General features: G+C 40.4%; 9 protein-coding genes. All 9 read right to left on the bottom strand.

The genetic code is table 11. The features are described 5' to 3' along the window. A partial coding sequence (locus M1R56_RS08085; protein ID WP_248035615.1) for an Ig-like domain-containing protein occupies positions 1–3,356 on the bottom strand: 3,356 nt, incomplete at its 3' end. Between the two features lie 742 nt (positions 3,357–4,098). After that, positions 4,099–6,891 carry an isoleucine--tRNA ligase gene (gene ileS / locus M1R56_RS08080; RefSeq protein WP_248035612.1) on the bottom strand — a complete coding sequence of 931 codons (2,793 nt, stop codon included), beginning with the start codon at positions 6,889–6,891 and terminating at the stop codon, positions 4,099–4,101. Between the two features lie 274 nt (positions 6,892–7,165). Then, positions 7,166–7,924: a DivIVA domain-containing protein gene (locus M1R56_RS08075; RefSeq protein WP_075231300.1), complete on the bottom strand. Its 759-nt coding sequence runs from the start codon at positions 7,922–7,924 to the stop codon at positions 7,166–7,168. A gap of 9 nt (positions 7,925–7,933) precedes the next feature. Next, positions 7,934–8,719 carry an RNA-binding protein gene (locus tag M1R56_RS08070; RefSeq protein WP_248035610.1) on the bottom strand — a complete coding sequence of 262 codons (786 nt, stop codon included), beginning with the start codon at positions 8,717–8,719 and terminating at the stop codon, positions 7,934–7,936. Further along, entirely contained in the window at positions 8,716–8,979 is a 264-nt protein-coding gene (locus tag M1R56_RS08065) for a YggT family protein (RefSeq protein ID WP_248035607.1), read from the bottom strand. Before M1R56_RS08065 ends, M1R56_RS08070 begins: the two co-directional genes overlap by 4 nt. After that, positions 8,979–9,530: a cell division protein SepF gene (locus tag M1R56_RS08060; protein ID WP_075231297.1), complete on the bottom strand. Its 552-nt coding sequence runs from the start codon at positions 9,528–9,530 to the stop codon at positions 8,979–8,981. The genes M1R56_RS08065 and M1R56_RS08060 overlap by 1 nt, the downstream gene beginning before the upstream one ends. A 9-nt stretch (positions 9,531–9,539) precedes the next feature. Continuing rightward, on the bottom strand, positions 9,540–10,211 hold the full coding sequence (locus M1R56_RS08055) for a YggS family pyridoxal phosphate-dependent enzyme (RefSeq protein ID WP_248035604.1): 672 nt from the start codon (positions 10,209–10,211) through the stop codon (positions 9,540–9,542). Between the two features lie 5 nt (positions 10,212–10,216). Next, positions 10,217–11,473, bottom strand: coding sequence for a cell division protein FtsZ (ftsZ, locus tag M1R56_RS08050; RefSeq protein ID WP_248035602.1), 1,257 nt, complete (start codon positions 11,471–11,473; stop codon positions 10,217–10,219). Positions 11,474–11,490: 17 nt separating this feature from the next. Further along, positions 11,491–12,864, bottom strand: a complete 1,374-nt coding sequence (gene ftsA / locus M1R56_RS08045; RefSeq protein ID WP_248035600.1) for a cell division protein FtsA — start codon at positions 12,862–12,864, stop codon at positions 11,491–11,493. Positions 12,865–13,095 lie beyond the last annotated feature (231 nt).

Raw genomic sequence — 13,095 nt, 5'->3', positions numbered from 1 at the left:
CCGCTAACTGGAACGCTGAAGTTACCATCTTTGTCAGCTGTTGCTGTTGCTTTAGTGCCATCTGGAAGTGTTACTTCAACTGTTGAACCTGCTTCGGCTGTACCTGTAACTGCTTTATCACCAGCTTTAACTGGGTTCACAACTGGTGCATCTGGAGCTGTCTTATCATCAGCTTTCGCTACTGTTGCTGTAGTTGGAGTTGATGTATTGTTTGAAGCGTCTTTCGCTGTGACAGAGACTGTTTGACCTTCTTCCAATCCGCTAACTGGAACGCTGAAGTTACCATCTTTGTCAGCTGTTGCTGTTGCTTTTGTTCCATTTGGAAGGGTTACTTCTACGGTTGAGCCTTCTTCAGCTGTACCAGTAATACTAGTAGCACCTGCCTTAACTGCATTTACAGTTGGTGCTACTGGAGGTGTAACGTCTGCCTGACTGACAGTTTGTGCTGGGGTCAATTTAGCTGTCGAACCATTTGAGTAGGTTAGTGTTGTTGTACCATCGGTTCCTACTTCAACCTTAGTTGCACTTGGGTTCGCTGTTTCTACTGCTTTCTTAACTGCATCTTTTTCTGGTTGAGTTAGGCTTGATGGATTTTTAACTGGTGTTACTGCAGGTGCTGTTGCTTCAATTTTGAATACTGAGTCTGCTGGAATGACATCTGTACTTCCATCTTTATAAGTCACCTTAACATTAGTACCATCTACAGAAACACTTTCAATCTTATCGCTGAAAGTTGGGTTCGCATCTTTAACAGCTTTTTCAAGGACACTCGCTTCTGGAACAGTATTTGATTTAATCGGTGTTGATGGAGCTACTGCAGTATATTTGAATGACTGTGGTTTCCACATAAAACGGATACGCCCAAGTTGTCCTGGTGTAGTCGCATCACCAACATGTTCATAACCTGTATTACCCGCCGCATCTTCAGCAAAGAGGTAACGAGTGAATTGTCCACTACTTTCTGTGTAAGTGTTTTTAGGAACTTCACCAGTTACGCGAACGATAGCTGGAGTTGACTCTGTAGCAGTAGTTTCTACATGAATACCTTCAGTCTTAAGATACAAACCACCTTTAGTTCTACCGTTTAAGAAGGTAGTGTCTTCTGCACCAAGCCCACTGCGGTTATCTTGTGGTAAAGCTAGATAAGCTTTTACAATCTTACCTGAATTATCAGTTACCTTTAGCTCAATATTATTTTCTTCACCAGAGTAAACATAAATGGCTTGTGTCGCAGGATCATCATATGGAATGTGTAAGGTCGGACGAACTGTCTCTTTTACAGTAACTTTAGTTGGAGTTGATGTGTTTTTAGCTACATCTGTTGCTGTAACACTAATTTGATCATCAGCATTCAAAGCTGGAACTGGAATTGAAAACTCACCATTTTCTCCAGCTTTTGCAGAGGATTTTTGTCCATCTTGAAGGGTTACTTCTACTGTCGAACCTGCTTCGGCTGTACCTGTGATGGCTGTAGCACCTGCCTTAACTGGGTTCACAGTTGGGGCTGCTGGGGCCGTTTTATCTGGTACCGTTACTGATGTCGGTGTTGACTTGTTACCAGCGTCATCTGTCGCAGTCACAGATACGGTGTCGCCTTCCTTCAAGGCACTTACTGGAACACTGTAGCTTCCATCTTGGTCGGCTTTCGCGGATACTTTAGACCCACCTGGAAGAGTTACTTCTACGGTTGAGCCTGCTTCGGCTGTACCCGTTACCGCTGTAGCGCCTGCTGTAACTGAATTTACAGTTGGGGCTGCTGGTGGTGTGGTATCTTTTACTTTAAATACATAAGTCAACAATTGACCACCTGGAGTTAGGGTAACTGTGTTGTTTTCTTTAATGTATGAAGGAGCCTTGCTAGAATCAATTTCTTTCAGTGTATACCCTTTAGCTTCAACTGCTGCAATCTTTTTGTCTTGAGTGCTCAGATTAATAACTTCATTTTCGTCACCTGGAATCGCACTACTTGCTTCGATTTCTTGACCACTTTCATCAACAAATTTCATGTGGACGATTTGTGGCGCTGTAAACTCAAATTTTTCAATCTGAACACGTTGCAAGTTTGTACCAGAACCTGTACTTCCGACAAATGAGAGGGCATAGGTAGCATTTCTAGCAGTCAAAGCATTCTTGGCTTCATTTGTCATACTACGGCTAGATTTATCAAGTTTTGTTGTCCAAGTTTGGCTACCGTATGTTACCGTGAATTCTTTTTTAGTTCCATTATAGTTAATCTTGAAATCAACCCATTGTCCATTTGGTGCTGGATTTAAAGGTTTCATCTCTGTAATAGAATTTACTCTTCCTTGATTGTTTGATGAATAAAACGCACCGAACGCATGATTCGTATCTCCACGGTTGTATGAAGGATCTGCCATTGATTTGATTTCAGGTTTTGGAGTACCTTTATTCCACCATGAGTCAAGTTTGAAACCAAAAGCTGCATTAATTCCACCCATACCGATTGATGCACCAGAAAGACCTAGTTGACTTTGCTTACCTGTATGGAAGACAAAACCGACTCCGTCACCACCAGCACGACCATCCACTTCGTGTCCTTCATATTTATTACCAATATCTACTTTACCAGTGAAAGAGAAATCTTGGCTAGGATCGATTTTAAAACGTAGGTAGGCATTACCAGCCTGTCCTGATACATCTTCTGTCAACTTAATAGTTCCTGAAGATTTTTCATAACTTGCAGTTCCACCTTCTTGGAAGAAACTTTCAAAGTTTTCCTTGGTTACGATAGCACGAGCAAGGTTAGTTTCATCAATTGAACGAGTTGTTCCTTCAGTAGTCGCACGTCTGCTTCTTACTTTAGGAGTTGCTGAAGATTCTGTAGTTGCTTCCGATGTTTTCTCAATTGCTGCTTCAGTAACTTCCTTCACACTTGCCACAGCTTGAGTCAAACGTTCAACACTTTGGTTGATTTGATCTTGGCTTACAGATCCGTTCGCAACTAATGCTTCTGCTTCTGCAATTGCAGCTGCTACTTCAGCTTTAACTGAAGCTTCTTGACCATCCAAGTTTTTAGCTTTAGCTTGTGTCAAAACAGCTTCTAGTTGAGATTTGTCAGCTGAAACGACAGTTGTTGCTGAATTTGCTTCTACTGCTTCAGTCGCAACTGGGCTAGTTGCAGCTGGTGCCGCATAGGTCGTCGCCTCTGCAGTAGGTTCATTTTGTGTTGCTGAATTTGTAGCTTCTGTCTTAGCTTCTACACTGTCAGCGTGAACCGTTGGAGTAGCTAGTGTAGCTCCAACCGCAAAGACTAGCGAACAACCAAACAAGAAATGTTTCCCTTTTTTGATCATACGCCAGTTCTTCTGTTCCGCATTTTTACGATTAAAATACATCAAATATTCTCCTTTTGTGTTTATGTAGTAGTATAAATACAATTTTATTATAATCTTTTTACTTAGATAAATCAAATTTATTCTTTCGATTTCTTTCGGTTTATTATATTCCAAATGTATACATATAGGTTTTTATAATATCTAAATATAGTTTTTCTCTATTTTGTTAGTTTTTTTCTTAAAAACTTGATGTTCTTTTAAAATCAAAAAGAGCAAAAATTTTCACCACACAAACATATATATTATATGTTTTGTTAGAAACTCTTTCCTTAGCTTCCTAGAATACGTTGATTAGCTGCTAGAATTCCAAATTTATACACGGGCTTAGATATTTCTTAAGCAGCCTGCTAACAAAAAAGAGCAATTTTATTTTATAGTAAAATGAAATAAAATCTGAACAAATTGACTAGGGAAATCAAATCAATTTCTATCCATATTTTAGAAGCAACAGTGTGCTATACTATATTTGATTGAAATAAGGTATGAACAATTCGATTAGGAAAGTCAAACTAATTTCTAGAAATATTTTTAGCAGTCATAATGTATGATTTTAGATTCAATCTACTATATTATGGATTCAATCCACTATACAAAAAAGATACTTGGTAAAAAGGGCATTACAATAAAAAAACGCATAATACCAGACTTGCAAAAATCTTGATATTATGCGTTTAATGTTGGAGAGTGCTATTGGCCTTTCTTTTCAAATTACCCTTTGGACTACCCTCGCCATTTTTTACTTTTATTTTACTTCAAATCCTTCTGCGACTGCTTCCGCAAAGTTTTCTTCTACGATGATTGCGCAGTGGTCACAGATGATTGCGTGGTAATGACGTTCTGCTGTTGTCGGGTCGATACGACGGCAACGGTCACACACTTCACCAGCTGCACGTTCTACAGTGAAAGCTACATCTTCAAAGGCTACTGCACCTTCTGGAGCTGCACCTTCTGCGATGGTCAACTCAGACACAATCAAAAGTTGAGCTACATTGCTATCAACAGCTCCAAGAAGGGTTTGTACCACTTCATTTGGATAAACTGTCAAGTGAGCTTCAAGTGATTTACCGATGACTTTGGCATTACGAGCTTCTTCCAAGGCTTTTTGAGCTTGACCACGGAAGTCCATGAAGGCTGCCCATGTGTCCAAGATTTCTTCTTGGTTCGCAAAGGTTTGAGCTTCTGGCAATTCTGATAATTGAACGAAGTCTTCAGTTTCAAACTCAAGATATGACCAGATTTCTTCCGCAGTGTGAGGAAGGATTGGCGTCAAGAGCTTAGTAATTTTGACAAGGATGTCATAAAATACTGTTTGCATTTGACGACGTTCGAGTGATTTGGCACCTTCGATGTAGACAACATCTTTGGCAAAATCAAGGTAGAAAGCAGACAGATCAACGTTAATAAAGTTCACCAAAGCCTTATAAATCGTCAAGAATTCAAAGTTGGCATAAGCATCACGAATGGTCTTCACAAGCTGGTTAAAGCGGATGGTCATGTACTTGTCAACTGAACGAAGTTCTTCGTAAGCTACTGCATCCTCAGCTGGGTTAAAGTCAGATGTGTTAGCAATTAAGAAACGAAGAGTGTTACGGATCTTGCGGTAAGTTTCAGAAACTTGGCTCAAGATATCCATAGAGATACGTACATCGTTGCTTGAGTCAACACTTGTTACCCAGAGACGCAAGATTTCAGCACCAAATTGTTTCTCAACATCGCTTGGAGCAATGGTATTTCCAAGAGATTTAGACATCTTCTCACCTTTACCATCAAGGGCAAAACCTTGTGACAAGATTTGTTTGTATGGTGCCACACCATGGTTAGCCACAGATGTGATAAGAGAAGAGTTGAACCAACCACGGTATTGGTCAGAACCTTCAAGGTAGAGGTCGGCTGGGTATTTGAGTTCTGGACGGTTAACCACGACACCATTCCATGATGAACCTGAGTCGAACCAAACGTCCATGATGTCTGTTTCTTTCTTGAACTCACCATTTGGTGAACCTGGATGTGTAAATCCTTCTGGCAAGAGGTCTTTAGCATCACGTTCCCACCAGATAATTGAACCATGTTCCTCAAAGAGTTGAGCTACATGTTCAATCGTTTCAGCTGTCATGATTGGCGTGCCATCTTCAGCATAGAAGATCGGAAGTGGAACACCCCAAGCACGTTGACGAGAGATAACCCAGTCACCACGGTCACGAATCATGTTGTAAAGACGGACTTTACCCCATTCTGAGTGGAATTTAACCTTTTCAATTTCATCCAAGATTTCTTGACGGAATTTTGATACTGAAGCAAACCATTGTGGAACTGCACGCCAGATGATTGGTTTTTTCGTACGCCAGTCAAATGGGTAGGAGTGAGAGATTTCTTCTTGAGCAAGAAGGAGGTTGCCTAGTTTTTCAATGACAGTTGGCACTACCTTGTCGTAGAATTGACCTTCAAACTCAGCGCCAGCATTAGCCATCATGATACCACGTTCGTTAACTGTCACAGCAACTTCAAGACCATTAGCCACACCAACATTGTAGTCGTCCTCACCAAAACCAGGAGCTGTATGGACGATACCTGTACCAGAGTCAGTTGTAACGTGGTCACCAAGGATAACGAGTTCATCTACTGCAGTATCCCATGGGTGTTCTGTCACGATATGGTTCAATTCTTGACCACGATAAGTCGCCAAAACTTGAACATCAGTCCAGCCAAATTTCTCAGACAAGCTAGTCAATAATTCTGCAGCGACCACAAACTTACGAGCTTCACCAGTAGGTTGAACCAAAACGTAATCAATATCTGCACCAACTGTCAAACCACGAGAAGCTGTGATAGTAAATGGAGTAGTTGTCCAGACAACGATATAAGTATCTGTATCTAGAACACCTTTGCCATCTTTAACCTTGTTGGCATAGTAAAGTGATGTTGATACCAAGTCGTGGTATTCAATCTCCGCTTCAGCAAGAGCTGACTCAGATGACCAAGACCAGTAAACTGGCTTAGCACCACGGTAGATATAACCTTTGTTTGCCATCTCACCGAAGACACGGATTTGGGCTGCTTCATAGTCAGGAGTCAAAGTCACATAAGGATTTTCCCAGTCACCTGAAACACCCAAGCGCTTGAAGTCTTCACGCTGTTTATCTACTTGAGAAAGAGCGTATTCACGGCAAAGTTTCAAGTACTCAACCAAGTCCATCTCTTTACGTTTAACACCTTGTTTAGCCAAAACTTGCTCGATTGGTAGTCCGTGTGTATCCCAACCTGGGATGTATGGTGCGTAGAATCCTGACATAGACTTAGAACGAACAATGATATCTTTTGAAATCTTGTTCATAGCATGACCAACGTGGATATTTCCGTTAGCGTATGGAGGTCCATCATGAAGAGTGAAATGAGGTTTTCCTTCATTTAATTCTTGACGGCGTTGGTACAATTTTGCTTCTTCCCATTCTTTTTGCCAGACTGGCTCTTTGGTTGGAAGGCCTGCACGCATTGGGAAGTCAGTTTTCCCAAGATTTAAAGTTTCTTTGAGTTTCATGATATCTCCTTTTTTATATAGACAAAATAAAAACCACGACTCGCTAAAAAGGACGAAAATCGTGGTACCACCTTTGTTCGGAAAAAGAACTAGTCTTTCTCCCTCTTTTCCCGTAACGTGGGGAACGTCAAATCCTACTAACTTCAGACTTGATAACTTGAGAGGATAATCTTATCAACAGGGATTGTAGGACTTCCACCATCTCCTACTCGCTGGAAATATGTTTGATAAGATCTTGTTCTCAGATTTTACAATTACAAATGTTGAGAAATTGTTATTCTGAATCCTCTTTAGACTCAGAACTCATTTCATTATTTACTAACGAAGATAAGTCAGATAAAGTTGATTCATCCTGTGCTTCCATCAATTCACGATTAGTTGCTTCTATACGTGCTTGGAGCTCAGCAACCTCTTCAGGTGAAAACTGACGAGTCAAATCATTGGCTTCCTCCTCATGAAATGCTGAAATATTTTCCCCCAAAGCCTCTCTAACCACCTCTTTAAAGACCTCATCACTGGTTTGTAAATAAGTTGCTGTTGGACGTAAAATTTCTTCCCAATCAGATGAATCAACGATGGCCAATTGACTTTCAATTGTAGATTTCAAGCGTTGATGGAAGACGCGACTCTTATTCTTCAGTTCTTCTGTCTCAATCGCAACCTTCTTAGCATTATCAGTTGCTTGACGTAAAATTTCATTTGCTTTGTACTTAGCTTCATCAAGCAAACGTTGTGATTCCTGTTCAGCATGATGAATGATATTATGAGAGCGTTCAGTAGCTGCTTGTTTAACTCGCTCAGCAGTATCTTGAGCAATTAACACAGACTGACTCAATGAATCTTTCATCTCATCAAAATAAGACAAACGCTCTTCTAAATTTCTAATTTGTTGCTCTTTATCATGGTTACTTCGAACCAATGTTTCATAGTCTCGAACTACAATATCGAGAAATTCATCAACTTCTTCAGGATCAAAACCTCTAAACTTAGTACTAAAGCTTTTATCCTTAATCTCTAACGATGTAATTGGCATATTTTCCCCTCACTTACTTAATAATAATTGTATTGTCAATTTCTTCTTATCCCTTTTTGTTTGACCATTTTCTCTCAGAACACTAATCCTTCCAAAACGTCTGACACTTACTAAATCACCAATCTTAACTTGATAATCAGATTTTTCAACCAGATGATAATTTACCTGAACATATTTTCTTTCTAACAAATCAGCTGTCTGCGAGCGAGACAATTTCAGAACATTTGACAAGAAAGCATCCAAGCGCATACTCGGAACCAAAACTTCCTTTTCCTGATAATCATTCTCGGCCTCTACCAGATCTTCAAAAGATACGACTTCTAGCTTGACAGGTAGTTTGGCAATCTTTTGAATCCCGTCTTGGAAGAGGGAAGTGAATTTCCGGTCCACAATGATTTGAGCTCTATTTTCCGTTACCAATATATCACCAAACAACTTGCGATCGATTCCTAAACGATTCAGAACAGTTCCTAAAATCCTGGAATGTGTCAATTGGTCAAACTTACTAGAATAAACAATCTCAAGCAATTCCATTTCAAAATCCGTCAAAGTCGGTATGAAATAATCTGGTGCAAGTAGTACACGACTATACTCGCTAGCTACAAAATCATTGCTAGAAAAAACTTGAATCCCTTGATGATTGCCAAATGTCTTTAAAATAAAGGCCTGATGGGGGTTGATAAAAGGAGTTAAGATGGGAGCGTAGTGCTCTTCAACCTGCCTAAGCCACTCCAAACCTTTATCAATAAAAGGAATATCCTCGACTGAAAAATGCTGATAGATATCTTTTCTCATGCTAGTATTAAAAGAAAACGGATCAGATAGTTTCCAAGTAAATGAACTAAAACGACAGCCACCCAAACTGAAAAATCTAAACCACCAATACTTAGCGGCAGACGTCTCAAGGGTTGAAGAATCGGTTTGACTAAATTAGTCAACAAACGACCTGCTCTAGTCTCATAGGCATTTGGAAACCAGGATAAGAGAGCAAACGCTACAAGTATCATAGAATAGATATCTGTAGCGTTTTGAATAAAGCGAACTAGAAATATCATTATCTCACTCGTTTTCTCTTCATATCGAAATCAAACTCTTCACCATGAGTTCCCTCAGGCAAACGAATATCTTCGATGTTAACCACAACTCCTACTGGTGTCAAAAGGTACATGGTATTTGCAACCTTTCTTAATTCACCAGCAAGTACATGACGAGCTCCATCTAAATAGTCTAGACAACGACGCGCTTGTACTTCAGTCATGTATTGGAAATCGATTAAAATACTTTCATTACCTGCTAGTAAATCAACGATATCCGTTGCATCTTCGTAGCGACGAGGATAACGAACATCAATGGTTACCTTTTCTGTACTACGATGACTCTTCATCGCTAATTCTTGCTGACGAGCATGAAGGCGCGTAATGTTTTTTTCCTTTGAATTCACTTGTGAAGGCTGGGGAAGTTGTTGAGCTTGTGGAAGTTCTTCCATGGGGGCAGAAACTGATGTTAGCGTTTTTTCAGGCTTTAATTCAGCAACGTTTGGTGCCACTTCTTCTCCATCTTCAGTGAAATAATCTATAAACTTTTCAAATTTATTTTTTAGTGACATGGTTATTTCCTACTTAAAAAATGCTGTGCCGATTCGAACGAAAGTTGAACCACATTGAATCGCTTCTTTGAAGTCTCGACTCATACCCATACTTAGTTCTGTCATCGGCATATTGGGGAGATGTTTTTCTTGAATGTTTTTTTGCAATTCTTGCGTTTCTTTAAATATCTCTAGTAACTCTTGACTAGTTGCTTCAAATGGAGCCATGGTCATCAGTCCCACATACTCAATCTGGTCTAATTCTGAAAGTTCTGGTAAGAGGGCTAACAATTCTTCTTTCGAAAAACCGTGCTTGCTCTCTTCCTTAGAAATATTTACTTGCAAAAAGCACTTAATCTTGTGGTCTGCTCGTTTTTGAATTTCCTGAGCTAGCTTTAATGAATCTAAAGCATGAAAATAATCCACATAAGAAATCACTTCCTTGACTTTACGTCTCTGTAAGGTTCCAATCAAATGCCAGGTAAGATTCTTATCACTTAGAGCATGATACTTGTCAAGAAATTTATCAACACGGTTCTCACCAATGTGTTGCACTCCTTGCGAAACCAAAGCTGAGGCTGTTTCAACATCTACATATTTGGTCACCGCAATCACAGAAACCGAGTCGTTTTCACGACCAGCTTCCTGAACTGCATTCGATATCTGTTGAAAAACAAGGTTCGTATTTTCTTTTAAATTCATCTTCATTAACGATTTTTAAAGAATGGTGGTGTTTCCAACTCATCTTCATCCGTAGCTGCTGGAACTTCAAAACGTTCCACTGGAGAAACAACTGGCTCTCCTTGACGAACGATGGCATCGCGTCTCAAGTCCCAGTCACCAAAAGCTGATGTCTTTGGAGCTTCTTGACGACGATAACTTGGAGTTGGAATTTCTGCTGTATCAGCCATATCAAAATTACGATCAAAAGTCTGCGCATGACTAGTTCGAGCAGGTTCACGGTAGGCTGCTTGGCGTGGTTGAGCAGTTACAACTTTCTCAACTTTGTCCTGACGTACTCCTGTCGCAACAACAGTCACGCGGATTTCGTCTTTCATAGTCTCATCAATAGATGTTCCAAGCCAGATGTTAACACCATGACCAGCTGCTTGGTTAACAATTTCTGATGCTTCCTCAGCTTCAATCAAAGTCAAGTCCAAACCACCAGTTACGTTAACGATAACATCCTCAGCACCATCGATAGTTGTTTCGAGAAGTGGAGAGTAGATTGCTTTACGAGCAGCTTCTACAACACGTTCTTCACCGCTACCAATACCAATTCCCATAAGGGCATTGCCTTTGTTAGCCATAACAGTCTTAACGTCTGCGAAGTCCAAGTTGATCAAACCAGGATTTGTGATCAAATCTGTAATCCCTTGTACACCTTGACGAAGAACGTTGTCTGCTTCACTCAATGCTTCAAGAAGTGGAGTTTTCTTGTCGACGATTTCTAGCAAATTATTGTTTGAGATAATCAAGAGTGTATCAACATGCTCACGAAGTTCGTTAATCCCTTCGATAGCAAATTGTCCACGTTTGCTTCCTTCAAAACCAAATGGACGAGTAACAACACCAACTGTCAAAGCACCGAGACTTTTTGCAATACGAGCGATAACTGGTGCAGCACCTGTACCAGAACCTCCACCCATACCAGCAGTGATGAAGACCATATCAGCACCGCTGATTGCTTCTGTCAATACTTCTTCGCTTTCTTCCGCAGCTTTACGACCAACTTCAGGTTGACCTCCTGCACCAAGTCCGCGAGTCAATTTAGGACCGAGCTGGATAACTGTCTCAGCTTTTGTACTGCTCAAAGCTTGCACATCTGTGTTAGCTGCGATAAATTCAACGCCAGAAACGCCTTCGTCAACCATACGGTTGATGGCATTTCCACCACCACCGCCGACACCGATTACTTTAATTACTGCACCTTGTGCTGCTGCTGTATCAAATGAAAATGTCATATTTATATTCCTCTATTTTATTCGTCAAACATGCTTCCAATCAAGCTACGGAAACGATCCGTTAATTTACCTTTGCTCTTTTCTTCTGATTGAAGAGGAGCTACTGGTTCAACAGATTGAGTTGTTTCAGGCTCAGAAGTTGTCACTGTATTAAATACTGGTCGTGGAGAAACAGGTGAAACAGGTTGAGCTGAACTTCTAAAGTCAAGTGGCTGGTGGCTTAAAGCATTTTCCCCTCGAATTGCTCGCTGAGCTAGAACATTCACTTCAGTAAGGCTTCCAGCGAATTCTGACAAGCTAATGACATGGGCAAAAGCAGGATTACGAATCCCAACTTGATTTGGTACGAATAACTTAACACGGACTCCAAATACTTCTTGGGCCAATTCAACGACGCCTGGAAGGAGGGCATTTCCACCAATCAAAGCAATACCTCCTGGCAAGTCTAATAGGTGACGTCTTTCCAAATCTTGCTTAATTTGCTCAAAAATGTGCTTAAGTCTTGCCGAAATAATCTCAGCCAAGTATTCTTCGGTCACTTCAACTGGTTCAACTTCACCGATCACTTCAACTTGGAAAGTTTCTTTGCTTGCTAGCGGTGGATAAGCTTCACCATAGTTCAATTTTAGACCTTCTGCAATTTTCTTAGAAGTCTTAAGAACTTTTGAAATGTCTTTTGTGACATAATCGCCACCCTCTTGGTTAACATTTGTATATTGAAGTTCTTGATTGCGAATAGTGGCAACCGTCGTTTGGCCACCACCCATGTCGATAACAGTCGCACCAAACTCACGTTCACCTTCATTCAAGACAGAGTGAACCATTGCAAGAGGTGAAATAATCACGTTATCAACTTGAATGCCTACACGCTCTACAGTTTTACGAAGATTATGGAGAATCGTACGTGGGCCAGTGTACAAGAGACCGCGCATTTCCAAACGCACACCCATCATTCCGCGAGGATCACGAATTCCTTGGAATCCATCTACGACAAATTCCTCTGGAATAAAGGTGATAACTTCACGGTCTGGAGTCATACTTTTAGTCAAAGCTGATTTAACCACATTTTCAACATCTTGATCTGTAATTTCTCTTGTATCTGATGTCACCGGAATCATGCCTTGAGTTGGCTCAACTTGTAGCAAATTAGCTGGCAAACCAACGTTTACAGACTTGATTGAAATTCCTGCTTTTTCTTCTGCTTGAGAAATTGCAGACTTAATAGCCGTCGCTGCTGCTTCGATGTCAACGATAATCCCATCTTTGACACCTTTACTTTTGGCATTACTTACGCCAATTACATTTACTTCACCATTTACAAGCTCTGCAACCAACACTTTAATAGAGCTAGTTCCGATATCTAAGCCTGTAAAAAAACCATTCCTAGTCATTACACTGCGTCCTCTCTATCTTACCAGTTTCACACTTCTATTTTTAATAGCTACACCAAGGCATAACTACTCACAGAATATTATAACACAAAAAATACATTCGTGCTCGAATTTTCTAACATTTACGCAAGCTTTTTCTTGAATTTTTATAATTATCCGACGATTTCATCGGTGGGTAAATAAAAGAAAACGACTGGGCAAACGCCCCCTTAAAATAAGAAAACGCATAAT

Origin of the sequence: Streptococcus sp. oral taxon 431 (assembly GCF_023115445.1) — a bacterium.
Taxonomy (GTDB): domain Bacteria; phylum Bacillota; class Bacilli; order Lactobacillales; family Streptococcaceae; genus Streptococcus.
Note: the sequence above shows the minus strand (reverse complement) of the source record. Positions and strands in the feature narration are given on the sequence as shown.